Consider the following 23,187-nt stretch of genomic DNA (forward strand, 5'->3'; position numbering starts at 1 on the left):
GCGCGGGTGCCGACCGCCCCGCGCCGCCGGGTGTACCGGCCGGCGCCGACTCCGACGCCGCAGACGCTCGGCGCCATCGTCGCGGTGCTGCGCAAGGTCGCGGTCGCGCCGTTCGGGAACACGCGGCTGGACCCCGGCGTTGCGATAACGCAGTTGCAGGACGCCGCCCTGACCCAGACGTCGGTGGTGATCGGCTACGTCGACCCCGCCGGCATCGCGACCCAGCGGGTGGTCGCACCGATCAACGTGCGCGGCGGGCAGCTCACCGCCTACGACCCGGCATCCGGACGGGTACGCGAATTCGCCATCCATCGCGTCACCTCGGTGGTGTCGGCCGACAGCGAATAGACGCAGGATGATGGAGAAGATGACGCACCAGCGAGACCCGCATGACTGACGGCCCACTGATCGTCCAGTCCGACAAGACGGTGCTGCTCGAGGTCGACCACGAGCAGGCCGGGGCGGCGCGGGCGGCCATCGCACCGTTCGCGGAGCTCGAACGCGCCCCCGAGCACATCCACACCTACCGGATCACCCCCCTGGCGCTGTGGAACGCCAGGGCGGCGGGCCACGACGCCGAGCAGGTGGTCGACGCGCTGGTGTCCTTCTCCCGCTACGCGGTGCCGCAGCCCCTGCTGGTCGACATCGTCGACACGATGGCCCGCTACGGCCGCCTGCAGCTGGTCAAGAGCCCCGTGCACGGTCTCGTGCTGGTGAGCCTGGACCGTGCGGTGCTCGAAGAGGTGATGCGCCACAAGAAGATCGCACCGATGCTGGGCGCCCGCATCGACGACGACACGGTGATCGTGCATCCCAGCGAGCGCGGCCACATCAAGCAGCTGCTGCTCAAGATCGGCTGGCCCGCCGAGGACCTCGCCGGGTACGTCGACGGCGAGAAGCACGCCATCGATCTGCGGCAGGACGGCTGGGAGCTGCGCGACTACCAGGAGATGGCGGCCGACTCCTTCTGGGCGGGCGGCTCCGGGGTAGTGGTGCTGCCGTGCGGCGCGGGAAAGACGCTCGTCGGCGCGGCGGCGATGGCCAAGGCGGGCGCGACGACGCTGATCCTGGTCACGAATACTGTGGCGGGCAGGCAGTGGAAGCGCGAACTGATCGCGCGCACCAGCCTGACCGAGGAGGAGATCGGCGAGTACTCCGGTGAACGCAAGGAGATCCGACCGGTCACGATCGCGACCTACCAGGTGATCACCCGCCGCACGAAGGGTGAGTACCGCCACCTCGAACTGTTCGACAGCCGCGACTGGGGGCTGATCATCTACGACGAGGTGCACCTGCTGCCCGCACCGGTGTTCCGGATGACCGCCGATCTGCAGTCGCGGCGCCGGCTGGGGCTGACGGCCACGCTGATCCGCGAGGACGGCCGCGAGGGCGACGTGTTCAGCCTGATCGGGCCCAAGCGCTACGACGCGCCGTGGAAGGACATCGAGGCCCAGGGCTGGATCGCGCCCGCCGAGTGCATCGAGGTGCGGGTGACGATGACGGACAACGAGCGGATGCTCTACGCCGTCGCCGAACCCGAGGAACGCTACAAGCTGTGTTCCACCGTGCACACCAAGATCGCGGTGGTCCGCTCGATCCTGGAGAAGCACAAGGGCGAGCAGACGCTGGTGATCGGTGCGTACCTCGACCAGCTCGACGAGCTGGGCCGCGAACTCGACGCGCCGGTGATCCAGGGGTCGACCAAGACCGCCGAACGCGAGTCGCTGTTCGACGCGTTCCGGCGCGGCGAGATCTCCACCCTGGTGGTGTCGAAGGTGGCCAACTTCTCCATCGACCTGCCGGAAGCATCTGTGGCGGTGCAGGTTTCGGGCACCTTCGGCTCGCGGCAGGAGGAGGCGCAGCGGCTGGGCCGGTTGCTGCGACCGAAGCACGACGGCGGCGGCGCGGTGTTCTACTCGGTGGTCTCACGCGACAGCCTGGACGCGGAGTACGCCGCACACCGGCAGCGGTTCCTCGCCGAACAGGGCTACGGCTACATCATCAAGGACGCCGACGACCTGCTCGGCCCGGCGATCTGACGGCGCCGTGTCACCACGAGTTCCCCCGGTGACCACGCACCCGCCGCGCTGAGGCGATAGCCTCGACACCCATGACCGCACGACGGCGCGCTCGCGCTGCCTCGAACACCCCCGCCGTCAGGCTGGCGCTGGCCGGCCTCGCCGTCGGCTTCGGCGCCCTGGTCGCCGCGACACCCGCCGCCGCCCAGCCCGGGATGCCGCCGGTGCCGCCCGCACCCGCTCCGGGAGCTCCGGTTGCGCCACCGCCCCCGGGCGGCCCGCCGCCGGTGCCGCAGATGCAGATGCAGGATCAGAAGTACGGCAGCGGCGACGGCCCGCTGGGCTTCCTGCGCGATGCGTGGAACCAGGCGAAGAACCCGTACGGCGACCCCACGATGACCGCACCCGGTTCGACGGCCCCGCCGCCGGGCGCAGGCCCCGCGCCGGCGCTGCCGCCCGGCTACACCTCGATCAGCGACCCGGGGTCGTCCACCCCGGCTTCTCCCGCCGGGCCGAAGACGGGCGGACCGCCGCTGCCGGAGGGCTATTACCCGCTCGACGGGCCGCCGCCGCCCGGATACTTCGACGCGCCGCCGGCCCCCGCGCCGGGTCAGCCCGCGCCACCGGCGCCTGCGCCGATGCCCCCGAAGATCATCGCCGGGCAGTAGCCGCCGCAGGCCTCACGCTCAGGCGTGCGGCCCGACCGGTTTGACGACGGTCAGCAGGACCACCGAATCCTCGATGGCGTGCAGGCCGTGGCGGGTGCGGGGGATCACGATGTGGTCACCCGCCGAGCCCTCCCAGCCGGCCTCCTCGGTGCTCAGCCGCACCCGGCCGGTGACCACCTGGAGCGTCGCCTCGCCGGGGCTCTCGTGCTCGTGCAGGTCGCTGCCGCCGGTGAGCGCGATCAGGGTCTGACGCAACGCGTGTTCGTGACCGCCGTACACGGTGTGGGCGCTGCGACCGCTGCCGGTGGCGCGGGCGGTCTCGAGATGCTCGCGGGCCAGCGCGGTGAGTGAGATCTTCTCCATGCTCCGAATCGTGCCACCCGGGCGTCAGGTGTGCCGCAGAGTCGCGACGAGGTCGTCGATCAGTCGCGGACTCGGTGCGCCGGGGATGCCCTGATAGAGGGACACCACGAACACCACCGCTCCGTCCTGGCCGGGCACGTTGATGGCGACGACGCTGTGCACGGCCGAGGAGGCGCCGCACCCACCGGCGTCGATCCCGGTCACGGTGGCCAGGATCTGCAGCGCCGGCGTGGCGTCGAGGATCAGGCCGCGCGGATCGGTCAGCGTCACCTTCGGCACCCGCCCGCCGGCGGACGTGTAGATGTCGCGCACCAGTGCGGCCTTGTCGCGCACGGCACGGTTGAGGTCGCGGGGGTTCTTCGGGCTGTCGAGTCCGGACACGGCCAGCCAGTTGTCCGGGCACGTGCTGGATTCCAACTGCGCCGCGGCGCGAAGGATCTCGATGGGGCAGGCGTCGAACAGGCCGCCCTTGCACACCTTCTCCCAGCCCAGGCGCACGCCGCAGCCCTCGACGGTCCACTCCGGCGGCACGTCATAGGTGAGGCCGACGTTGCTGCTCACCGGTTTCCAGCCGGCGGGCGTCTGGGATCCCGGCAGCGCCGGCTCACACGGCGGTGGCGGCGGCGGGGTCGAGGGTGCGGGCAGGGCGGGCGGGAGCGGGGGTGCGCTGACCGTCGCCACCGTGGTGTCCGACGTCGGGGACCGGCGGGCGTCGACGGCGATGAGCACACCTGCGCCCAGCACCACCACCGCGGCAACGGCCGCCGCCAACCACCAGACCCGGCGCCGCCCCGGGGGCGGTCCACCGGGTGGCGGCGATTCGTCGGGATAGTCGACCGTGGTGCGCTCGACGTAGTCCGGAGGCCGCCCGTCGCCCTCGGGCGGCGGGAATCCCAGCGCCGGATAACTCACGCTGACCCCCTCACCGCCTTCTGAGAGCGAGCCTAACAGCGCGCCGCGACGTCACCCGGCGCCGAGAGCGGACGGGAGCGGCTAGCTCAGCGCCGGGATGACCTGCTGTTCGAACTTCTCGATGCCGGACCGGTCATAGGCGGCCTCGGGGAAGTAGAGGATCGCGTATTCACAGCCGAGATCGCGCATCCGCTTCAGCTTCTCGACAACCTGTTCGGTTGTGCCGGAGGCGGATTCGGGCGCGCTGACCGCCGACAGCATGCGATCGACGGACCCTGGGTCGGCCTTGGCCTGCTGCCTGGCGCGGATGCGCTCGATGCGGTCTTTCACGTCGGCCTCCGAATCGCCGATGACGGCGTTGAAGTTCGCCGAGCGGACGATCTTCCCGTAGTCGGTGCCGACGTCGCGGCAGTGCCCGGCGAGCACCTCGGACTTGTGCTCGAAGCCCGCCGGTTCGGAGGTGAAGTTGGTGTACTGCGCGTACTTGGCGGCGATGCGCAGTGTCACCTTCTCGCCGCCGCCCGCGATCCACAGCGGAGGGCCTCCCTGCTGCAGCGGGGTGGGCGCGACGATCGCGTCGTCGACCTTGTAGTACTTGCCCCCGAAGGTCACCCGGCCGTCGCGCCAGGCGTCGCGCATGATCTGCACGCCCTCGTCGAGCATGCCGAGGCGCTGCCCGGCCGTCGGGAAGCCGTAGCCGTAGGCCTCCCATTCGTGTTGGTACCAGCCGCCGCCGATGCCCATCTGCACCCGCCCGCCGGAGATGATGTCGGTGGTCGCCGCGACCTTGGCGAGGTACACCGGGTTGCGGTAGCCCATCGCGGTGCACATCTGGCCGAGCTTGATCCGGGAGGTGGTCGCCGCGTAGGCCGCCATCAGCGTCCACGCCTCGTGGGTCGCCTCGTCGGTGGGCACCGGCACGGTGTGGAAGTGGTCGTAGACCCACAGCGAGTCCCATGCGGTGCCGTCGGCGTAGGTGGCCAGGTCACGCATCACCTGCCACTGCTCGTCGGGTGCGATGCCGATCAGGTCGAGTCGCCAGCCCTGCGGGATGAACAGTCCGAAGCGCATGGCATCCGACTCTAGCGAGTCGGGCGGCCCCGCCCGGTCGACTTGCCAAGGGCGGCCAACGCACCCGTCACCGCCGCCTGGCGCAGCGCGTCCGCCGGCGCGTCGGGGAACTGCAGACAGCAGTCCTGCAGGCCGCCGAGCGCGATCACGGCCCGGGTCGCCTGCTCGAGCGTCTGGTCGGGCCCGAACAGGATCCGGCTCAGCCGTTCGCGCCAGGCCAGCATGCTGTCGATGAGGCCCAGGTCGGCGATGGTGCTGAGCTCGGAGACGATCAGCATGAGGTCGGCGCGGTGGGCGTACTGGAAGTCGAAGAACCCCTCCAGCACCTGGCGGGGCGTGATCTCCGGCCGCTCCTCGCATTCGCGCACATAACGGTCGCCGCGGTCGATGAGCGGCTGCACGATGCTGCGAACCAGGTCTTCACGCGATGAGAAATGGTGGTAGAGAGCAGGTTTGGTGATGCCGAGGCGCCCGGCGATGTCCTGCAGGCTGGTGCGCTGCACACCCTTGGCCGTGAACAGTTCGCGCGCCACGTCCTGGATCCGCTGCCGGGTGTCCGAACGGGGGCCGCTCACGTACCCACCCTAACTGACCGATCGTTAAGTAAGCTCATTGGCATCGGCTTACCGAACGTTCAGTAAGGAGAAGTGTCATGCGCGTACTCGTCTCCGGCGCGAGCATCGCCGGCCCCGTGGTGGCCTACTGGCTGACGCGCCAGGGCTTCGACGTCACGGTCGTGGAACGCGCGCCTGCGCTGCGCAAGACCGGCGGCCACGCCATCGACCTGTTCGGGCCGGCCATGGCGATCGCCGAGCAGATGGGAGTCCTCGACCGCGTCATCGACCACGCCACCGGCACCGGACGGCTGACCATGCACCGCGTCGGGGCGCGGCGGCCGACCCACATCGACTATCACAAGCTGTCGGCGGCCATCTCCGACCGGCACGTGGAGATCATGCGCGACGACCTCAGCGAGATCTTCTACGACGCGGGCCGCGCTGATGTCGAGTACCTCTTCGGCGACCACATCACCGCCATCACCCCTGACGGCGGGGTCACGTTCGCCCGCTCGGCGCCACGCGGATTCGACGTGGTCATCGGCGCCGACGGCCTGCACTCCGGTGTGCGACGCCTGGTGTTCGGCTCCGACGCCGGCCACACCGAGTTCCTCGGCGGCTACCTCGCTGTCGTATCGGTCCCGAAAGATTTTGTGCGCGCAGGCGAGTCGACCGGGTTCATCGACCTCGACCGCGTCGCGATGATCTACACCGCCGACCATCTCGAAGACGCCCGGGCGGTCTTCATCTTCAGGCCCGCCGCCGCCTACCACTACGACCACCGCGACCCGGCCGGTCAGAAAGAGCAGTTGCGGAGGCGCTTCGGCGGGATGTCGGGTCCCGTCGACCGTTGGCTGGCCGAGGTGGACCACACGCCGGCCTTCTACTTCGACGCGATCGACCAGCTGCAGCTGACGAGCTGGTCCCGCGGTCGGGTCACGCTGGTCGGCGACGCCGGATACTGTCCCGGCCCTGCCGTCGGAGGCAGCACCAGCCTCGCCGTCATCGGGGCATACGTCCTTGCCGGCGAGCTCGATCGCGCCGCCGGGGACCACACCGTCGCGTTTCCCGCCTACGAAGACGTCATGACCCCGGCGGTGATCGGCAGCCGGGCACTGGCGAAGAGAATGGCCGGCAGCATCCTGCCGTCGTCAGGTCTCGGAGTTCGGGCGCTGCTGGCCGCGGGGCGGCTCATCTCGGTGCTGCCCAGCCCCGTCGGCCGGGCATTGGCCGGGCTGGACGACCGCGGCGTCCGGTTCTTCGACTCGATCCGCGTTCCCGATTACCCGGCCCTCGTTACTCGCTGACTCAGTGAGCGCATCGAGGCTGTCGGTGGCCGTCGGTACCGTCGCGGTCATGGCCCTCAGCAGAGAAGAACGCGAACAGTTCCTGGCCGAGCCGCACGTCGCCGCGCTGTCGGTGAACGCAGGCGCCGGCCGTGGCCCGTTGACCGTGCCGATCTGGTACCAGTACCGCCCCGGTGGCGAGCCGTGGGTGCTCACCGGCGCCGGCTCCCGTAAGCACCGGCTCATCGAGGCGGCCGGCCACTTCTCTCTCATGGTCGAGCGGGTCGAGCCCACCACCCGCTATGTCGCCGTGGACGGCCCGGTCAGCCGCATCGAGCCCGGCACCGACGAGTTGATGGAGCAGGTCACCCGCCGCTACCTCTCCGGCGACGCCGCCGAGCAGTACCTGGCGTTCGCCAAAGAGAATCTCGGCGAGCACGTCGCCATCCACCTCACCCCCGAGCACTGGCTGTCGGCGGACATGGGCTCGTTCTGAGCCGGTGCGGCACTACGTGTTCGCGCGCACCGGCTGGTAGAGCGCCGCGACGTCGGGTAGCCGCACCTTCAGCGACGCTGTGCGCGGCAGCTCGTCGACCGCGAGGACGGCGACCGGCACGTGGTGCCTGGGCAACGACTCGCGCACCAGGTCCTGCAGTTCCTGCTCTGTCGGCACCGGCCGGCCCGGCGCGGGTTCGAACGCCGCGAACGGCACCTCCCCCAGCCGTGCGTCCCGCACACCGACCACGCATGCGTCCCGTACCCCGGAGTGCGACAACAACACCCGGCGCACCGTCTCCGGCAGCACCTTGAAGCCGCCGCGGATGATCGCGCCGTCGGTGCGGCCGTGCAGCGTGACGAAGCCGTCGGCATCCATCGACGCGACGTCGGTGGTGCGGATCCAGTCCGGCGTGATGACCGGGATGCGGGCCTCGAGCACGCCCTGCTCGCCGGCGGGCAGCTCGGCGCCGCTGTCCTGGTCGACGATGCGCACCTCGGTGTCGGGCAGCGGCCTGCCGACACTCTCCCGCTTGGTGTCGCCGTAGCGCGCCACCAGTTCCGGCGTCCACGCGCACACCGAGCCCGCGAATTCCGTTGCCCCGTACGCCAACTGCACCGGTATCCGGTACCGGCGCTCGAACTCGTCGCGGGTCTGCGGGTCGAGCGGGCCCGAGGCACTGATGATGTACTGCAGCGAGGACAGGTCCTCGGGGTCGACGTCGGCGTCCAGCAGCATCCGCACCACCGCGGGCTGCACACCCGACCGCGCGATGCGGTGCGTCCGCACGGCCCGCACCCAGGCGTCGACGCCGAACTTCTCGAGCAGCACGATCCGCCGACCGGTGTAGAAGCCGGTGATCAACTGACACACGCCGATTCCGCCGAACGGCCAGTAGGACAGCTCCGGTGGATCCTGCGGCGAGGCGAACCGGCCGCCGGTCACGCTGAACACCGTGCGCTCCAGCACCGTGGTGTCGATGGACTGCCGTTTCGGCGGGCCGGTCGTGCCGCTGGTGAGGATCTGCAGGCCCGCGCCGGCCCGGGTCGGGTGCGCACCACTCACCCGGGTCAGGCTGTCGACCATCTCGGCGCCGGGGGGTGAGATCGCCACTCCTGCACTGCCTGCGCGCGCGGCGGCCGCCAGCACCGGCGCCGTCCAGTCCTCGGCGTCGGCCACGACCGCGGCCAGGTCGAGCGACTCGACGTCGCGGGCGATCGCCTCCGGCGACTGGAAGGAGTAGATCATCGACACCCAGCGCCGGTCGGCGAGCAGGCCCGCGATGGTCGCCGCATGCCATGGCCGGTTGCGCACCACCAGGCCGACCGGGGCGTCGTGGCCCACGCCGGCGTCCCGCAGTGCGGCGGTCACCGCGTCGGCGTGCGCGACGATCTCGTCGCCGGTGTGCCACCTGCCCTCGAACTCCAGGCACGGCCCGGCGCCGTAGCCCCTCAGCCCTGCCGCGAACGTCTCGGTGAAGTCGGCCACGCCTGGAGGCTAACGCCGAGCAGACGCAGAATCCCCCGAAACCCAGCGGTTTCGGGGGATCCTGTGGGGGGCACCTCCCGCTTGCGGGGGCCTGCTCGGGAGAACTAGCTCAGCGACGCGGGCGGGTTGAACCGGTCGCCGTACTTGGCGGCCAGCTCCTTGGCCCGGGCCACGAAGGCCTCCTTGCCGACACCGCCTGCACCTTCGTAGCCGACGATGAACTGCGCCGAGCCACCGGTGTACGGCGGGAAGCCGATGCCCATGATCGAGCCGATGTTCGCATCGGCGGTGGTGGTGAGCACGCCTTCGTCGAGGCACTTCTGCGTCTCGAGCGCCTCGGCGAACAGCATCCGGTCGATCATGTCCTGCAGCGGCAGTTCGGTGCTGCCCGAGTTGAACGTCTCCTTCAGGCCCGGCCACAGGCCGACCCGCTTGCCGTCGACGTACTCGTAGAACCCGGCGCCCTTGAGGCGGCTGGGCCGCTCGATCTCGATCATCTTCTCGACGACTGCCTCGGCCGGGTGCGGCTCGTAGGTGCCGCCGGCGTCCTCCACACCCTTGCGGGTCGCGGTGGCGATCTTGTGCATCAGCTCGAGGTTGAGCTCGTCGGACAGCTGCAGCGGCGGTGCCGGGTAGCCGGCCTGCGAACCCGCCTGCTCGATGCTCGCCGGCGCGACGCCCTCGCCGAGCATGGCCAGCGCCTCGTTGACGAAGGTGCCGATGACGCGGCTGGTGAAGAAGCCGCGGCTGTCGTTGACGACGATCGGCGTCTTGCCGATGGCCAGCGTGTAGTCGAACACCCGGGCCAGCGCGTCGTCGGAGGTCTTCTCGCCCCGGATGATCTCCACCAGCGGCATCTTGTCGACCGGCGAGAAGAAGTGGATGCCGATGAAGTCCTCCTGGCGCTTCACGCCGGTCGCCAGACCGGTGATCGGCAGCGTGGAGGTGTTCGAGCCGAGCAGCGCGTTGGGCTCGACGATGTCCTCGATCTCCTGGAACACCTTGTGCTTGAGTTCCTGGCTCTCGAAGACGGCCTCGATGACGAAGTCGACGCCCTTGAAGTCGGCGGCGTCGGCGGTCGGCGTGATGCGGGCCAGCAGCTCCTTGGATTTCTCCTCGGTGGTGCGTCCCCGCTCGAGTGCCTTGGCCTCGATCTTCTCGGAGTAGTTCTTGCCCTTCTCGGCGGCCTCGATCGACACGTCCTTGAGCACGACGTCGTAGCCGGCCTTGGCCGAGACGTAGGCGATGCCCGCGCCCATCATGCCGGCGCCGAGCACGCCGATCTTGTTGATCTTGACCGGCTCGATGCCGTCGGGCCGCGAGCCGCCGGAGTTGATGTACTGCAGGTCGAGGAAGAACGCCTGGATCATGTTCTTCGCGACCTGGCCGGTGACCAGCTGGGTGAAGTAGCGGCTCTCGATGCGGCTGGCCGAGTCGAAGTCCACCTGCGCACCCTCGACCGCGGCGTCGAGGATCGCCCGCGGTGCCGGCATCGGCGCACCCTTGAGCTGCTTCTTCAGCAGCGCCGGGAACGACGGCAGGATCGCGGCGAGGCCGGGCGAGCTCGGGGTGCCGCCGGGCATCTTGTAGCCCTTCTGGTCCCACGGCTGGGTGTGGCTCTCCGGGTTGGCCTTGATCCACGCCTTCGCGGCGGGCACCAGCTCCTCGACGCTGCCCACGAGCTCGTCGACCAGGCCGGCGTCCTTGGCCTTGCCCGGCTTGAACCGGGTGCCCTGGCTGAGGATCTCCATGAACGCCTTCTGGATGCCGAACATCCGCACGGTGCGGGTGACCCCGCCGCCACCGGGCAGCAGGCCCAGGGTGACCTCGGGCAGGCCGATCTGCACGCCCTTGACGTCGGCGGCGATGCGGTGGTGACACGCCAGCGCGATCTCCAGGCCACCGCCGAGCGCGGCGCCGTTGATGGCGGCGACCACCGGCACGCCGAGGGTCTCCAGCTTGCGAAGGTCGGCCTTGACGGCCTCGACCATCTCGAACGCCTCGGCGGCGTTCTCGGGACCCAGGTTGATCATGCCCTTGAGGTCGCCACCGGCGAAGAAGGTCTTCTTCGCGCTGGCGATGACGACGCCGGTGATCGAATCCTTCTCGGCGACAAGCCGTTCGACGGCCTTGTTCATGGACTCTTGGTAGTGCTCGTTCATCACGTTGGCCGAACCGGTCGGGTCGTCCAGCGTCAGGGTGACGATGCCGTCGGCATCCTTGTCCCACTGAATGGTGTTCTCTGCCATGCTCTTAAACCCTCTCGATGATGGTCGCGACACCCATGCCGCCGCCGATGCACAGCGTGACGAGCGCCCGGCGCGCGTTGCGGCGCTCGAGCTCGTCGACCATGGTTCCGGTGATCATCGCGCCGGTGGCGCCCAGCGGGTGGCCCATCGCGATGGCGCCGCCGTTGACGTTGAGCTTCTCGTCGGGGATGTTCAGGTCCTTCTGGAACTTCAGCACCACCGAGGCGAACGCCTCGTTCAGCTCGAACAGGTCGATGTCGTCGACCGTCAGGCCGGCCCGGTCGAGCACCTTCTTGGTGGCCGGGGTCGGGCCGGTCAGCATGATGACCGGATCGGCGCCGCTGGTGGCGGTGGCCACGATGCGCGCCCGCGGGGTCAGGTTTTGGGCTTTCCCTGCGCCTTCTGAGCCGACGAGCACCAGCGCGGCGCCGTCGACGATGCCGGAGCTGTTGCCGCCGGTGTGGACGTGGTTGATCTTCTCTATCGAGTGGTACTTCTGCAGCGCCACATCGTCGAAGCCGCCCATCGCGCCGACGCCGTCGAAGGCGGTGCGCAGCTTGGCCAGGCCCTCGGGGGTGGTGTCCGGGCGCATGTGCTCGTCGTGGTCGAGGACGACGAGGCCGTTCTGGTCCTTCACCGGGATCACCGACTTGGCGAAGTAGCCGCCCGACCACGCGGCGGCAGCCTTCTCCTGGCTGCGCAGCGCGTAGGCGTCGACGTCCTCGCGCGAGAAGCCCTCGATGGTCGCGATGAGGTCGGCGCCGATGCCCTGCGGGACGAAGCCGATGCGGTAGTTCGTCTCGGGGTCGGTGGCCCATGCGCCGCCGTCGGAGCCCATCGGGACACGGCTCATCGACTCGACGCCGCCGGCGAGCACCAGGTCGTCCCAGCCGGAGCGGACCTTCTGCGCCGCGGTGTTGACGGCCTCCAGGCCGGACGCGCAGAACCGGTTGAGCTGAAAGCCACCGGTGGTCTCGGGCAGCTTGGCCACCAGCGCGGCGGTGCGCGCGATGTCGCCGCCCTGATCGCCGACGGGCGACACCACGCCGAGGATCAGGTCGCTGATCAGGTTCTCGTCGAGGTCGGGGTGGCGGCTGCGGAGCTCGTCGATCAGGCCGACGACCAGGTTGACGGGTTTGATCTCGTGCAGCGAGCCGTTCTTCCCCTTGCCGCGGGGAGTGCGGATCGCCTCGTAGATGAAGGCTTCTTCAGACATGAAGCGAAGCGTAACAGCCTAAACCAACCTGTTGGTTGGGCGGTCACCCTTTCCCGCGAACAGACGCAAATTTGCATGATCCGCCGCTCAGGAGTGCGGATCTACGGGGGGTACCTCCCGCTTGCGGGGGCCTGCTCGCCGAGAAAGTGTCAGGCGGTCTGGCGCTGCGCTTCCAGCGTCGGGTAGTCGATGTAGCCGACCGGCCCGGGGGCGTAGAACGTCGTCGGATCGGGCTCGTTGAGTTCGGCGCCGAGCAGCAACCGGTCGATCAGGTCCGGGTTGGCCAGGTAGGACCGTCCGACGGCGGCAGCGCTGATCGCACCCCAGTCGGCGAAGCTCTCCAGCTGGCAGAAGTCGGTACCGGTGTCGCGGCCGGTGTTCAGGACGAACGTCCCCGACCACAGCGCCCGCAGCGTGCCGAACAGCGGCGTGGTGGGGTCTACGAGCACATGCAGATAGGCGATGCCCAGCGGCGTGATGCGAGCGAGCAGCGCCTCGTAGGCGCTGACCACGTCGTCCTCACGCATGTCGCCCGCTGGATTCCCGGGTGAGATGCGCAGGCCCACCCGGCCCGCACCGATCTCGTCGACGACCGCCTCGACCACCTCGGCGGTCAGCCGGGCGCGGTTGGCGGCCGATCCGCCGTAGGAGTCGGTGCGCCGGTTCACGACGTCGGAGAGGAACTCGTGCAGCAGGTAGCCGTTGGCCGAGTGGATCTCCACCCCGTCCATGCCTGCGTCGACGGCCCGGCGGGCGGCGGCGCGGAACGACGCCACGATCTCACCGATCTCGTCGACCGCCAGTGCGCGCGGCACCGGCAGCGGCTTGCGGCCCTGGGGCGTGCGCGCGTCCAGCTCGGCGGCGACCGCCGACGGGCCCACCGTCTCGACGCCGCTGAGGTCCGGGTGGCCCATCCGGCCGACATGCCAGAGCTGGAGGAACATCTTGCCGCCCGCAGTGTGCACGGCCTCGGCGATCCCGGCCCACGCGTACTGCTGCCGGTCGGTGAACACGCCGGGGGTGTTCGGGTACGCCCCGCCCGCACCGGGTGACACCGCGGTGGCCTCGCTGATGATCAGGCCCGCCGACGCGCGCTGAGCGTAGTAGGTGGCCGCCAGGTCGGAGGGCGTGCCGTCGGCGTCGGCGCGGGATCTCGTCAGGGGCGCCATGAAGAGCCGGTTCGCGACCGGGGTGTCACCGACCTGGATCGGTGTGAGCAGCGTGGCGTCGGCAGCGAGTTGGAAAGTCACGCACGCAACAAGTGTCTCGGCACCGCGGTTCATTCCCCCGCGCGTGCAGGCGCTGATCGATCACGACGCCGCGGCCGCCTGATCGGCATCTCGGCGTGCTGCCGACACGACCGAGAACATGACGATGCTCTGATCTCGGTGCGGGTCCTGCAGCATGTCGCAGGCCAGAGTCAGGCGACCGAGTTCGGGATGATCCAGGCGCTTGATCATGTGCGTGACGGTGATGACCGTGGCGTCGTCCCAGAGCTCGGCGAACTCGGGGCTTCCCGCACGCAGGTCCGCGATCAGCCCCCGGGTCATCGGGTCCCGGGGGTAGCGGGCCACCGTGGCGCGCAGTTGGCCCACCACGATGCGCGAGAACTCCGCGCCCCCCGTCATCCCGTAGTGCGGCGGGACATCCGGTGGCGGCAGGAAATGCCGGCGCGCAATGTTGCGTTCGGCCGGCGGGATCGCGCCGAAGTCCTCCATGAGGACGACGGCCTCGGCATTCCACGCCAGCACGTCGTAGCGTGCACTCAGCACCATCGCGGCCGTCGTCCCGAGCCCTGCGACCAGCTCGGCGACGCTCGGGGTCACCTCCATGCTCGGCGCCTGCTCCAGCGGGACGCTGCGCCCGATCAGTTGGAACAGGTGGCGCCGCTCGTCGGCGTGCAGACGAAGCGCATCGGCGATGGCGGCCACCACCTGGTCGGACGGCGCGGACCCGCGGGCGCGTTCGACGTTCGTGTAGTGCTCGACGGATATGTGCGCCAGCTCGGCCACTTCGGACCGCCTCAATCCGGACGTGCGCCGACCCTGCGCGCTGAACCCGAAGTCGGCGGGCTCACGGCTCTCCCGGACCGCTCGCAAAAACCTGCCCGCCGCCTGTCCGTCCATTCTTCGATAGTGGCACGACCCTCGTGCCGCGCTTCACCACGAGACGAGCTCCGCCCGGTAGCTGAAGAACCGGCCGGTGGGCAGCACGGAGGCGAGCGCGAGCTCGACGATGCCGGCCGCCCCCTCTGCCGGATCTCCGGCCCCCTCCATGGGTCGGCCGCCGTTGAGATTGGTGGACCGGTAGCCCGGACTCACGGACACCACCGGGACATGTTCGTGGACAAGTTCTTTGGCGTAGAGCACGGTCAGCATGTCGAGCGCGCTCTTCGAGGCCTGATAGGCGGCCGCGGCCACCGAGCTGTAGGGCCAGTCCGGATCGTTGACCAGGCGCGTCGATCCCAATTCGCTGGACACGTTCAGAATTCGCGGCCGCGTCGAGGAACGCAGTAACGGCAGGAAACCGTTGGTCACCGCGGCGACCCCGGCCACGTTGGTGTCGTAGGTGCGCAGGAGTTCGGCGCGACCGACTGCGGACGCCGGCGATCCATCACCCGCGATCGCGGCGTTGTTGATCAGCATGTCGAGCCGCCCGTACGTGTCGCCGACATACCGGACAGCGGCACTGATCGTCTGGTCGTCGGTGACGTCGAGTGTCAGCGGGTCGACGGCGAGTCCCGCCGCCGCCAGCTCACCGGCGGCAGACGCGCCGCGCGCCGGATCGCGGGAGCCCAGCAGTACCCGTACGCCGGCACGGGCGAGCTGTTGCGTGACGTGGAAGCCGATGCCGGCGTTGCCGCCGGTCACCAGGGCGAGGGTGTCGTTGTTGTCGGTCATGACATCAGCACAGTGCAGCCGGGCGCGTACAGGGAGGCACGGGCTGTACCCCCACGCCGGGGAATACGCATCCGGCGATCGCACACCTAGGCTGGTCTGCCATGACGGTTTCGCGGCTGCGCCCCTTCGCGGTGACGGTGTTCGCCGAGATGTCGGCGCTGGCCGCCCGCATCGGTGCGGTCAATTTGGGCCAGGGATTCCCCGACGAGGACGGCCCGCCCGCCATGCTCGAGGCCGCCCGGGCCGCCATCGCCGACGGGGTCAACCAGTACCCGCCCGGCCTCGGCATCGCGCCGCTGAGGGAGGCGATCGCCGCGCAGCGCGAACGCCACTTCGGCACCGTCTACGACCCGGACACCGAGGTGCTCGTGACAGTCGGCGCCACCGAGGCGATCGCGTCGGCGGTGCTCGGCCTGGTCGAGCCCGGCTCCGAGGTGCTGCTGATCGAGCCGTTCTACGACTCCTACTCCCCCGTCCTCGCGATGGCGGGTTGTCACCGGGTCGCGGTGCCGCTCGCCCAGGTCGGTGACGGCTTCGCAATCGACGTCGACGCGCTGGGCCGGGCGGTGACACCCCGCACCCGGGCGCTGATCCTGAACTCGCCGCACAATCCCACCGGCATGGTCGCCGGCGACGCCGAACTGGCCGCCATCGCCGAACTCGCCGTCGCCCACGACCTTCTGGTGATCAGCGACGAGGTGTACGAACACCTCGTCTACTCGGACCCCCCTGGACGCACACACCTGCCGGTGGCCAACTACCCCGGGATGGCGGCGCGCACGATCACGATCTCCAGTGCCGCCAAGATGTTCAACGTCACCGGTTGGAAAGTCGGGTGGGCCTGCGGCCCAGCGGATCTCATCGCCGGGGTGCGTGCGGCCAAGCAGTACCTGACCTATGTCGGAGGTGCGCCGTTCCAGCCGGCGGTGGCCCACGCCCTCAACCACGAGGACGCCTGGGTGGCCGCGTTGCGCGATTCGCTTCAGGCCAAGCGTGACCGGCTCGGATCGGCGCTCGTCGACCTCGGCTTCGACGTGCACCCCAGCTCGGGCACCTACTTCCTGTGCGCCGATCCGCGTCCGCTGGGCTACACCGACAGCACCGCGTTCTGTGCGGAGCTGCCCGAGCGCGCCGGTGTGGCCGCGATCCCGATGTCCGCGTTCTGCGATCCCGCCGCCGCGCACGCCGACGCGTGGAGCCACCTGGTGCGGTTCGCGTTCTGCAAGCGTGACGACACCCTCGACGATGCGATCCGCCGGCTGCAGGTGCTGCGCCCCGGCGGTTGAGGTTCAGAGCGAGCCGGCCACCGACCACAGCGCCTCGCGGGCGCGGTCGTCCACCGGACCCACCGGCGCGAGCGCGACATCGGTGGCGCCCGCATCGAGGTAGCGGCGCAGCTGCCGCAGCACCGACTCGACCGGCCCGACCGCAGCGAGATCCGCTGCGCCGGAGACGTTCTCGCGTGCCAGGATCTTCTGATACGACGGGATCTCGTTGTAGAAGCCCAGTTCCGCGGCCACGGCCTCGTGCACGCTGCCGGGGTCGTCGGTCACGAACACCGGCACCATGGCGATGACGCGCGGTCGTGGCCTGCCGGCGTCGGCTGCGGCGCGGTTGATGGTGGGGACGATGAAGTCCGCGATGGTCCGCGGCCCGGCGAGGTAGGGCAGCGTCCCGTCGGCGAGTTCGCCGGTGACCTGCAGCGCCTTGGGTCCCATGGCCGCGACGTACACGGGCACCGCGGTGCCGCCCGCCACCGTCGCGGGCCACGCCGGGCTGGAGGTGATCGCCTCGCCGTGGAAGTCGACGGTGCCGGTGTCGAGCAGCGAACGCAGCACCGTGAGGTGTTCGCGCAGCCGGCCGACCGGGTCGGGCCATGTCGCGCCGAACGCCAGCCGCTCGGGTTCGTGGGCGCCGAGCCCGAGGCCGAGGCTGAAGTTGCCGTGCGCGGCGGCCTGCGCGGTCTGCGCCGCCGAGGAGATCAGCAGCGGATGCCGGGGGTTGATCGGCACCACAGACGTCCCGACGCCGAGGCCGGGTACCGCGGCGCCGATCAGGCCGGCCAGCGCGATGGCGTCGTGATCGACGCGCTGGGCCAGCCACACCTGCGTGACACCCGCCCGCTGCGCGGCGGTGGCCTGCGCCACGGCGTCGTCGACCGCGTTGGCGGCGTCGGAACGGGGATGGATGACTACTCCGGTCGGCATGTCATTGCCAACCGGGGCCGCCGTGCGCCCATTCCGTTCGGATCAGCGCGAGTTCTAGTCGGCGCGAGTTCTACTCAGCACCCGTCGGCGCAGCTGCTCGATTGCCGAGTCGAGCACGATCTTCTTCGCCCGCTTGATCAGGAATTCCGGGATGGGGGCAGACGGGTCGACGATCACGTCGAAGCGCACCCGGGTGCGGTCGCCCTCCGGGGTGAGGTTGTACTCGACGTGCTGGCCGCGCTGTTGGAAGGTGTCCGCGGCGTCCCACACCACCCAGCGGTCGCCCCAGTGGTATTCGAGCATCTCCTTGTCGGTGATCCCCATCAGGCGCAGCGTGGCCCGCACGTGGAACGGCCTGCCGTCGGGATGGCGGTCGAGCACCTCGACGTTCTTGTACACCGACGACCACGCCGGCAGGTCCTCGATGTCGGCGAGCACCTCCAGGATCGCCTCCGGGGAGGCGTCGATCACTGCTTCCTTGGACGCGCGAACGGCCATACCAGCAAATGTAGACCCGCGCGGCAAGGCAGGGTCGCGGTTCGGGCGACTGCGTCAGTCGAGCTCGTCCCAGAAGCCGGTGAGGGCGGCCGCCCCACGGGCCGGATCCTGCACCATCCACCAGTGCCCGAGGCCGTCGAGGACCTCGGTGCGGGCCCCGGCCCGGTCGGCGGCCCGCCCGCGCGACGGTCCGGGACGGGCGAAGGGGTCGTCGGTGGCGAGGATCGACAGGCCCGGGCGGGCCGCGGCTTTCTCCAGGTCGCGGCCGGCCTCCGCCATCGCGGGCTGGCGCGCCGAGCGGTACAGCAGCAGGATCGCGCGGGCCATCTCCGGCCCCTGCCCGGCGGCGATCTTCTCGCCCGTCTCCAGCGGTATGCCGAACGTGGCCATCCGCTCTGCGCGTTCGCGCACCGTTCCGCCGAGCAGTTCGTCGACCAGCTTCTCGCCCTCGCCCTCGGTCTGCCACACCTGCGCCATGTCGTGCCAGACGTAATCGGGGTCGAACAGCCCGAGGACGTCGCTGGCCCAGCTACGCACGAGCTCCGGGCGGTGCATCACCACGTTCACCACGTGGCCGCCGCCCCAGTCGTGACCGACGAGGTCGATCGGACCGTCGATACGCGTCAGCTCGTCTTCCAGCCAGTCCCGGTACGCCGTGAACGTCGCGGCGAAGCCGTCGGGAAGAGGGGCGCCGAAACCCGGGGGCGACAGTCGCACCACGTCGTCACGCCCCAGGGCGTCGACCAGTGGATCCCACAGGGCGTCGGTCTCCGGGTTTCCGTGCACCAGGACGATGGTCATGGCCCTGATCCTGGCACGGCGCGACGGCCGCGGTCAGGACTTCTTGATCTTCAGCACCCGCTTGCGCAGGCCTTCGGTGGCGGTGTCGAGCAGACCCTTGGCGCCCTTCTTGATCAGGAAGCCGGGCAGCGGCACCAGCGGGTCGACGGTGAGCTCAAACCGCACCTTGGTGCCGTCGCCGTCGGGGGTCAGGGTGTAGCGGGCGTCCTGGCCCCTCTGCTGCTTCGATTCCACGAGCGTCCAGCTGACCCCGTCGTCGTGCACGGTGTAGTCGAGCACCTGCTCGTCGCTGACGCCGACGATCTTCACGACCTGCCGCGAGCGTTTCGGCCTTCCCTCGTCGTCACGCTCGAGGATCTCGACCTCCTGGTGCGCCGACGACCATTCGGTCAGCGATTCGAGATCGTAGAGCACTTCCAGGATTTCATCCGGAGTCGCCTCGATGAGGATCTCGCGGGTCTCGGTGATGGCCATGGTGGGCTAGTTGCCACCCTTCTTCACTTTCAAAACCTGCTTGCGCAGTCCGTCGGTCGCGGTCTCCATCGCACCCTTGAGCGCCCGCTTGAGGATGAAGCCGGGGATCGGCACCGACGGATCCGCGGTCAGGTCGAACCGCAGCCGGATCTTGTCGCCTTCCGGGGTCAAGGTGTACTTGCCGTCTTGGGCCTTGAGCTGGCCGGCCGACACGAGTGTCCAGCTCGCGCTCGAGTCGGTCCAGGTGTACTCGACGACCAGTTCGTCGGAGATGCCCGCGGACTTCACCTTCATCTTCACCCGGTGCGGCCTGCCGTCGTCGTAGGCCTCGAGGACCTCGGCCTTCTGGTACTGGGGCGACCAGTCCGGGGTCGATTCGACATCGGCGATGACGTGGAGGATCTCCTCGGCGGTCGCTTCGACGAGCACTTCACGGGAATCGCTGACGGCCATGGCGTGACCATAGTCAGCGTGCCGGTGCGGCGGGTTACTTCCCCCGCTTCCGCACCGCGAGCACGCGTGAGCGCAGACCGTCGGTCGCCGTGTCGATCACGCCCTTGGCCGCCCGCTTGAGCATGAAGCCGGGCATCGGCATGACGGGGTCGACGGTCACCTCGAACCGCACCAGGGTCCGGTCGCCCTGCGGGACGAGGGTGTAGCGGGCGTCCTGGGAGCGCTGCCACGTCGAGCTGACCAGGGTCCAGCCGTAGCCGTCTTCGTGATAGGTCAAGGCGATCTCGGTCTCGTCGGTGATGCCGACGGTCTGCACGGTCGCCCTGCTGCGCAGCGGCCTGCCGCGGTCGTCGCGATCGAGCACCTCCGAGCTCTTGTGCGCGGGCGACCACTGCGGCAGCGATTCGAGGTCGAGCATGACATCGAGGATCTCCTCGACGCCGGCCTCGATGATCACCTCGCGACGCATCGTGACGGCCATCCGTTGACGATAGGCTGCGTGCATGACTGAAGCGGTCGATCCCGCGGTGCCGCCGAGCGGAACCGGTTGTGTGGAATGCGAAGCGGACGACGGCTGGTGGGTGCACCTGCGGCGCTGCGCGGCATGCGGACACATCGGCTGCTGTGACGATTCGCCCGCCCGGCACGCGTCCGCGCACTGGCGCGGCAGTGGGCACCCGATCATCCAGTCCTTCGAGCCGGGCGAGGACTGGTTCTGGAACTTCCAGACCGACGACTACTACGACGGCCCGGAACTCGCCGCGCCGCACAGCCGTCCGGCCGACCAGACGGTTCCTGGTCCGCGCGGCAGGGTCCCGAAGGACTGGGCCGAGCAGCTGCGCAACCGCCGGGACTGAAAGCGCAGGTGCGTACCGTTTCCGATGCCGGTGACCAGGGTATTCAGCGCCGGTGAGCAAGGAAAAGCCGGACACCAGCGAGACCGACAAGGGTTCCGATCAGGCCAAGGACGACGTCATCAGTGATCCCGCCGAGGGCGCCGATGACCGGGTCGACTGGTCCAGCGAGGGCGGTGCGACGCCCGGCGGTCCCGCCGACACCGGCGATCCCACCCAGTAGCCGTCACATGTAGGACTCGGCGAGTGCCGAAAGCGTTTCGGCAGCAGAATGTTTCGGCGTCCAACGCAGCTCGGTGCGCGCCCGCGTGGTGTCCATCACCACCGACGTGCGGCCGATGTGCAGCCATTCCAGCGCCGACGGCACGAAGGGCAGCCGCGCGACGATTTCCGACGCCGCCGACACCGTGACTCTGGGCACCCGCACCGGTCGCGCACCGAGTGCGTCGGCCACCTCGGACATCGACAGCACGCCGTCGCCGGCGATGTTGTACGCCCCCGGCGGCGCCGCACTCGTCGCGGCCAGCGCGATGGCGTCGGCCACATCGTCGTGGTGCACCAGTTGCAGCGGCGTGCCGGGGTCCGGGAACGGCGGTTTGAGCAACGGGAACATCTGTGTGGCGCGGCGGACCGGGCCGGGCAGCTGGTTCCAGGGCATCACCTCGGCCAGCGCGGGCGCGTCGGGACCGGCCACGATGCACGGACGCAGCACGAACACCTCGAGGCCGGAGCCGTCGGCGATCTCGGCCAGGGCGGCCTCGCAGGTCGCCTTCTGCTCGGAGTAGTAGTGCTCGGGCGAGCCGCGGGGCGGGACGTCCTCGGTGATCGGCACGGGGTTGTCGGAGTGGTAGCCGTAGGCCGCGACCGACGAGGTGTAGACCAGCCGGCGCGGCCGCTCGGCGGCCACCGTCGCCTCGAAGACGTTGCGGGTGCCCGCCAGGTTCACTCGCGCGCTCTCGGCGCGAGAGCCCATGATGATGAACGCCAGGTGCACCACCACGTCGGCGTCGGCCACCAACGCGTCGACGGCCGCCCGGTCGGTGATGTCACCCTGCCGGTACTCGGTCCGCGTCCACCCCCGCGCGGCCGGATCGAAGGGCCTGCGGGCCATCCCGATGATCCGCTCGACGTCGGGGTGGCGCTCCAGTGCGTCGACCGCCGACTTGCCGATCTCTCCGGTGGGGCCCGTGACAGCGACGCGAAGTGACATCCCCAGGTCTTTCCCAGCGCCCGATCCGGTGAAACGTTGAGAACCGGGCCCGCAGGGAATAGAAAGGACACCTACCTTCAGAGGAGTGCGATGAAGCTCATCTCGCCGACCGATTCGATGTTCCTGCTCGTCGAATCCCGCGAGCACCCCATGCATGTCGGCGGCCTGCAGTTGTTCGAGCCGCCCGACGGCGTCTCGGGTCCGGATTTCCTGCGCGAGATGCATCAGCAGATGGTCGAGCACACCGAGTTCCACCCGACCTTCCGCAAGCACCCGGGAACGCTGCTCGGCGGCATCGCCAACCTCGCATGGGCCGAGGACGACGAGGTGGACCTCGACTATCACCTGCGGCGGTCGGCACTGCCCTCCCCTGGCCGGGTGCGTGACCTACTCGAGTTGACGTCGCGACTGCACGGCACACTGCTCGACCGGCACCGGCCACTGTGGGAGGCCCATCTCATCGAGGGCCTCAACGACAACCGGTTCGCGGTCTACGTCAAGTTCCACCACGCGCTGATCGACGGGGTGTCGGCGCTGAAGCTCACCCAGCGCACGCTGTCCACCGACCCCGAGGACCCCGAGCTGAGGGTGCCGTGGCACCTGCCACGCAAGGAGCGCAAGGCCGAGCTGGAACAGCAGTCGTCGTCTCTGCTGCAGTCCCTTCGCAGCCGGGTGGGATCAGTTGCCGCCCTTGCGCCCTCGACCCTGTCGCTGGCCCGGTCGGCGCTGCTCGAGCAGCAGCTGCAACTGCCGTACGCCGCCCCGAGGACGATGTTCAATGTGCCGATCGGCGGCGCGCGGAGGATCGCGGCGCAATCCTGGCCCCTGTCGCGTCTGCGCGCCGTCAAGCAGGCCACCACCGGCGCGACCGTGAACGACGTCGTGCTCGCGATGTCCGCGGGGGCGCTGCGGGCCTATCTCGTGGAGCAGAATGCGCTGCCCGACGCGCCGCTGATCGCCATGGTCCCGGTGAGCCTGCGCACCGAGGAGGAGGCCGACACGGGCGGCAACATGACGGGCGTGATGTTGTGCAATCTCGCCACCGACACCGCCGACGCCGGCAAGCGCCTCGAGATCATCAGCACGTCGATGCGCAACAACAAGAAGGTCTTCACTCAGTTGCCTCGCGTGCAGCAGCTGGCGCTGTCGGCGTCGATGATCGCCCCCCTGGGCCTCGGCGCGGTGCCGGGGTTCGTGTCGGCCGCGCCGCCGCCGTTCAACATCGTGATCTCCAACGTGCCGGGCGCTCGAGAACCGTTGTACTGGCGCGGCGCGCGCCTCGACGGCAATTACCCGCTGTCGATCGCGCTGGACGGCCAGGCGGTGAACATCACGGTGGCGAACAACGCCGACAACCTCGACTTCGGGCTGGTGGGCGCCAGAGGCAGCGTGCCGCATCTGCAGCGTCTGCTCGGCCACCTCGAGGATTCGCTCAAGGATCTGGAGCGCGCGACCGGCGTCTGAGT

Annotated in this window: 25 protein-coding genes and 1 pseudogene; 9 read left to right on the forward strand and 17 right to left on the reverse strand. The window is 69.8% G+C overall.

The window, feature by feature from the left end; genetic code table 11:
• From H7I41_RS17575 to H7I41_RS17585, 3 genes and pseudogenes are all read left to right on the forward strand, one after another.
• A pseudogene (locus H7I41_RS17575) lies at positions 1 to 348 on the forward strand (WYL domain-containing protein); the annotation flags it as partial.
• 41 nt (positions 349 to 389) lie between these two features.
• Positions 390 to 2,039 (forward strand): DNA repair helicase XPB, encoded by a 1,650-nt coding sequence (locus H7I41_RS17580; protein ID WP_264013892.1) that lies wholly within the window; start codon positions 390 to 392, stop codon positions 2,037 to 2,039.
• Between the two features lie 71 nt (positions 2,040 to 2,110).
• The gene (locus H7I41_RS17585; RefSeq protein WP_264013893.1) at positions 2,111 to 2,686 is read left to right on the forward strand and encodes a hypothetical protein; all 576 of its coding nucleotides are present in this window, start codon (positions 2,111 to 2,113) and stop codon (positions 2,684 to 2,686) included.
• Positions 2,687 to 2,704: 18 nt separating this feature from the next.
• On the opposite strand, the gene H7I41_RS17590 is transcribed toward H7I41_RS17585, so the two are convergent.
• From H7I41_RS17590 to H7I41_RS17605, 4 genes are all read right to left on the reverse strand, one after another.
• Entirely contained in the window at positions 2,705 to 3,049 is a 345-nt protein-coding gene (locus H7I41_RS17590) for a cupin domain-containing protein (protein WP_264013894.1), read from the reverse strand.
• 24 nt (positions 3,050 to 3,073) lie between these two features.
• Complete coding sequence (locus H7I41_RS17595) at positions 3,074 to 3,961, reverse strand: DUF8017 domain-containing protein (RefSeq protein WP_264013895.1); 888 nt, start codon at positions 3,959 to 3,961, stop codon at positions 3,074 to 3,076.
• Between the two features lie 81 nt (positions 3,962 to 4,042).
• Positions 4,043 to 5,032: an LLM class F420-dependent oxidoreductase gene (locus H7I41_RS17600; RefSeq protein ID WP_264013896.1), complete on the reverse strand. Its 990-nt coding sequence runs from the start codon at positions 5,030 to 5,032 to the stop codon at positions 4,043 to 4,045.
• Positions 5,033 to 5,043: 11 nt separating this feature from the next.
• Positions 5,044 to 5,607 (reverse strand): TetR/AcrR family transcriptional regulator, encoded by a 564-nt coding sequence (locus H7I41_RS17605; protein ID WP_264013897.1) that lies wholly within the window; start codon positions 5,605 to 5,607, stop codon positions 5,044 to 5,046.
• Between the two features lie 77 nt (positions 5,608 to 5,684).
• On the opposite strand from H7I41_RS17605, the gene H7I41_RS17610 reads away from it, so the two are divergent.
• Positions 5,685 to 6,896, forward strand: a complete 1,212-nt coding sequence (locus H7I41_RS17610; protein WP_264013898.1) for an FAD-dependent monooxygenase — start codon at positions 5,685 to 5,687, stop codon at positions 6,894 to 6,896.
• A 49-nt stretch (positions 6,897 to 6,945) separates the two neighbouring features.
• Positions 6,946 to 7,371, forward strand: a complete 426-nt coding sequence (locus tag H7I41_RS17615; RefSeq protein WP_264013899.1) for a pyridoxamine 5'-phosphate oxidase family protein — start codon at positions 6,946 to 6,948, stop codon at positions 7,369 to 7,371.
• Positions 7,372 to 7,383: 12 nt separating this feature from the next.
• Here H7I41_RS17615 and H7I41_RS17620 read toward each other — a convergent pair whose 3' ends face one another.
• The 6 genes from H7I41_RS17620 to H7I41_RS17645 form a co-directional block, all read right to left on the reverse strand.
• Entirely contained in the window at positions 7,384 to 8,859 is a 1,476-nt protein-coding gene (locus tag H7I41_RS17620) for a class I adenylate-forming enzyme family protein (protein WP_264013900.1), read from the reverse strand.
• 104 nt (positions 8,860 to 8,963) lie between these two features.
• Positions 8,964 to 11,108: a 3-hydroxyacyl-CoA dehydrogenase NAD-binding domain-containing protein gene (locus tag H7I41_RS17625; protein ID WP_264013901.1), complete on the reverse strand. Its 2,145-nt coding sequence runs from the start codon at positions 11,106 to 11,108 to the stop codon at positions 8,964 to 8,966.
• A 4-nt stretch (positions 11,109 to 11,112) separates the two neighbouring features.
• The gene (locus tag H7I41_RS17630; RefSeq protein WP_264013902.1) at positions 11,113 to 12,324 is read right to left on the reverse strand and encodes an acetyl-CoA C-acetyltransferase; all 1,212 of its coding nucleotides are present in this window, start codon (positions 12,322 to 12,324) and stop codon (positions 11,113 to 11,115) included.
• Positions 12,325 to 12,473: 149 nt separating this feature from the next.
• Complete coding sequence (locus H7I41_RS17635; RefSeq protein ID WP_264013903.1) at positions 12,474 to 13,574, reverse strand: alkene reductase; 1,101 nt, start codon at positions 13,572 to 13,574, stop codon at positions 12,474 to 12,476.
• Between the two features lie 60 nt (positions 13,575 to 13,634).
• Positions 13,635 to 14,450 (reverse strand): helix-turn-helix transcriptional regulator, encoded by an 816-nt coding sequence (locus H7I41_RS17640; RefSeq protein WP_264013904.1) that lies wholly within the window; start codon positions 14,448 to 14,450, stop codon positions 13,635 to 13,637.
• 33 nt (positions 14,451 to 14,483) lie between these two features.
• On the reverse strand, positions 14,484 to 15,224 hold the full coding sequence (locus H7I41_RS17645) for an SDR family NAD(P)-dependent oxidoreductase (RefSeq protein ID WP_264013905.1): 741 nt from the start codon (positions 15,222 to 15,224) through the stop codon (positions 14,484 to 14,486).
• 101 nt (positions 15,225 to 15,325) lie between these two features.
• Here H7I41_RS17645 and H7I41_RS17650 point away from each other — a divergent pair, with 101 nt between their 5' ends.
• On the forward strand, positions 15,326 to 16,510 hold the full coding sequence (locus tag H7I41_RS17650; protein ID WP_264013906.1) for a pyridoxal phosphate-dependent aminotransferase: 1,185 nt from the start codon (positions 15,326 to 15,328) through the stop codon (positions 16,508 to 16,510).
• 3 nt (positions 16,511 to 16,513) lie between these two features.
• Here H7I41_RS17650 and H7I41_RS17655 read toward each other — a convergent pair whose 3' ends face one another.
• From H7I41_RS17655 to H7I41_RS17680, 6 genes are read right to left on the reverse strand one after another with little or no spacing between them, the layout of a single operon-like run.
• The gene (locus H7I41_RS17655; protein ID WP_264013907.1) at positions 16,514 to 17,431 is read right to left on the reverse strand and encodes a TIGR03564 family F420-dependent LLM class oxidoreductase; all 918 of its coding nucleotides are present in this window, start codon (positions 17,429 to 17,431) and stop codon (positions 16,514 to 16,516) included.
• A gap of 54 nt (positions 17,432 to 17,485) precedes the next feature.
• The gene (locus H7I41_RS17660) at positions 17,486 to 17,929 is read right to left on the reverse strand and encodes an SRPBCC family protein (protein WP_264013908.1); all 444 of its coding nucleotides are present in this window, start codon (positions 17,927 to 17,929) and stop codon (positions 17,486 to 17,488) included.
• A 54-nt stretch (positions 17,930 to 17,983) separates the two neighbouring features.
• A complete protein-coding gene (locus tag H7I41_RS17665; RefSeq protein ID WP_264013909.1) occupies positions 17,984 to 18,730 on the reverse strand; it encodes an alpha/beta fold hydrolase in 747 nt (248 codons plus the stop codon).
• 33 nt (positions 18,731 to 18,763) lie between these two features.
• The gene (locus H7I41_RS17670; RefSeq protein WP_264013910.1) at positions 18,764 to 19,204 is read right to left on the reverse strand and encodes an SRPBCC family protein; all 441 of its coding nucleotides are present in this window, start codon (positions 19,202 to 19,204) and stop codon (positions 18,764 to 18,766) included.
• 6 nt (positions 19,205 to 19,210) lie between these two features.
• Positions 19,211 to 19,657, reverse strand: a complete 447-nt coding sequence (locus tag H7I41_RS17675; RefSeq protein WP_264013911.1) for an SRPBCC family protein — start codon at positions 19,655 to 19,657, stop codon at positions 19,211 to 19,213.
• Between the two features lie 34 nt (positions 19,658 to 19,691).
• A complete protein-coding gene (locus tag H7I41_RS17680; protein ID WP_264013912.1) occupies positions 19,692 to 20,138 on the reverse strand; it encodes an SRPBCC family protein in 447 nt (148 codons plus the stop codon).
• Between the two features lie 22 nt (positions 20,139 to 20,160).
• Here H7I41_RS17680 and H7I41_RS17685 point away from each other — a divergent pair, with 22 nt between their 5' ends.
• On the forward strand, positions 20,161 to 20,514 hold the full coding sequence (locus tag H7I41_RS17685) for a UBP-type zinc finger domain-containing protein (RefSeq protein ID WP_264013913.1): 354 nt from the start codon (positions 20,161 to 20,163) through the stop codon (positions 20,512 to 20,514).
• 52 nt (positions 20,515 to 20,566) lie between these two features.
• On the forward strand, positions 20,567 to 20,734 hold the full coding sequence (locus H7I41_RS17690) for a hypothetical protein (RefSeq protein WP_264013914.1): 168 nt from the start codon (positions 20,567 to 20,569) through the stop codon (positions 20,732 to 20,734).
• A gap of 3 nt (positions 20,735 to 20,737) precedes the next feature.
• Here the strand turns inward: H7I41_RS17690 and H7I41_RS17695 are convergent, their stop codons facing one another.
• Entirely contained in the window at positions 20,738 to 21,721 is a 984-nt protein-coding gene (locus tag H7I41_RS17695; RefSeq protein ID WP_264013915.1) for an NAD-dependent epimerase/dehydratase family protein, read from the reverse strand.
• A gap of 90 nt (positions 21,722 to 21,811) precedes the next feature.
• On the opposite strand from H7I41_RS17695, the gene H7I41_RS17700 reads away from it, so the two are divergent.
• Complete coding sequence (locus H7I41_RS17700) at positions 21,812 to 23,185, forward strand: WS/DGAT/MGAT family O-acyltransferase (protein ID WP_264013916.1); 1,374 nt, start codon at positions 21,812 to 21,814, stop codon at positions 23,183 to 23,185.
• Positions 23,186 to 23,187: the final 2 nt, after the last annotated feature.

It is taken from the genome of [Mycobacterium] manitobense (genome assembly GCF_025821665.1).
Taxonomy (GTDB): Bacteria; Actinomycetota; Actinomycetes; order Mycobacteriales; family Mycobacteriaceae; genus Mycobacterium; species Mycobacterium arseniciresistens.

What these genes read in the sequence shown, in the direction of transcription:
- H7I41_RS17660 (WP_264013908.1), bottom strand. Translation starts at nt 17,929, where the DNA reads ATGGCCGTTCGCGCGTCCAAGGAAGCAGTGATCGACGCCTCCCCGGAG.
- H7I41_RS17695 (WP_264013915.1), bottom strand. Translation starts at nt 21,721, where the DNA reads ATGTCACTTCGCGTCGCTGTCACGGGCCCCACCGGAGAGATCGGCAAG.
- H7I41_RS17650 (WP_264013906.1), top strand. Translation starts at nt 15,326, where the DNA reads ATGACGGTTTCGCGGCTGCGCCCCTTCGCGGTGACGGTGTTCGCCGAG.
- H7I41_RS17615 (WP_264013899.1), top strand. Translation starts at nt 6,946, where the DNA reads ATGGCCCTCAGCAGAGAAGAACGCGAACAGTTCCTGGCCGAGCCGCAC.
- H7I41_RS17675 (WP_264013911.1), bottom strand. Translation starts at nt 19,657, where the DNA reads ATGGCCGTCAGCGATTCCCGTGAAGTGCTCGTCGAAGCGACCGCCGAG.
- H7I41_RS17590 (WP_264013894.1), bottom strand. Translation starts at nt 3,049, where the DNA reads ATGGAGAAGATCTCACTCACCGCGCTGGCCCGCGAGCATCTCGAGACC.
- H7I41_RS17655 (WP_264013907.1), bottom strand. Translation starts at nt 17,431, where the DNA reads ATGCCGACCGGAGTAGTCATCCATCCCCGTTCCGACGCCGCCAACGCG.
- H7I41_RS17700 (WP_264013916.1), top strand. Translation starts at nt 21,812, where the DNA reads ATGAAGCTCATCTCGCCGACCGATTCGATGTTCCTGCTCGTCGAATCC.
- H7I41_RS17630 (WP_264013902.1), bottom strand. Translation starts at nt 12,324, where the DNA reads ATGTCTGAAGAAGCCTTCATCTACGAGGCGATCCGCACTCCCCGCGGC.
- H7I41_RS17600 (WP_264013896.1), bottom strand. Translation starts at nt 5,032, where the DNA reads ATGCGCTTCGGACTGTTCATCCCGCAGGGCTGGCGACTCGACCTGATC.
- H7I41_RS17640 (WP_264013904.1), bottom strand. Translation starts at nt 14,450, where the DNA reads ATGGACGGACAGGCGGCGGGCAGGTTTTTGCGAGCGGTCCGGGAGAGC.
- H7I41_RS17610 (WP_264013898.1), top strand. Translation starts at nt 5,685, where the DNA reads ATGCGCGTACTCGTCTCCGGCGCGAGCATCGCCGGCCCCGTGGTGGCC.
- H7I41_RS17585 (WP_264013893.1), top strand. Translation starts at nt 2,111, where the DNA reads ATGACCGCACGACGGCGCGCTCGCGCTGCCTCGAACACCCCCGCCGTC.
- H7I41_RS17670 (WP_264013910.1), bottom strand. Translation starts at nt 19,204, where the DNA reads ATGGCCATCACCGAGACCCGCGAGATCCTCATCGAGGCGACTCCGGAT.
- H7I41_RS17580 (WP_264013892.1), top strand. Translation starts at nt 390, where the DNA reads ATGACTGACGGCCCACTGATCGTCCAGTCCGACAAGACGGTGCTGCTC.
- H7I41_RS17685 (WP_264013913.1), top strand. Translation starts at nt 20,161, where the DNA reads ATGACTGAAGCGGTCGATCCCGCGGTGCCGCCGAGCGGAACCGGTTGT.
- H7I41_RS17665 (WP_264013909.1), bottom strand. Translation starts at nt 18,730, where the DNA reads ATGACCATCGTCCTGGTGCACGGAAACCCGGAGACCGACGCCCTGTGG.
- H7I41_RS17625 (WP_264013901.1), bottom strand. Translation starts at nt 11,108, where the DNA reads ATGGCAGAGAACACCATTCAGTGGGACAAGGATGCCGACGGCATCGTC.
- H7I41_RS17645 (WP_264013905.1), bottom strand. Translation starts at nt 15,224, where the DNA reads ATGACCGACAACAACGACACCCTCGCCCTGGTGACCGGCGGCAACGCC.
- H7I41_RS17680 (WP_264013912.1), bottom strand. Translation starts at nt 20,138, where the DNA reads ATGGCCGTCACGATGCGTCGCGAGGTGATCATCGAGGCCGGCGTCGAG.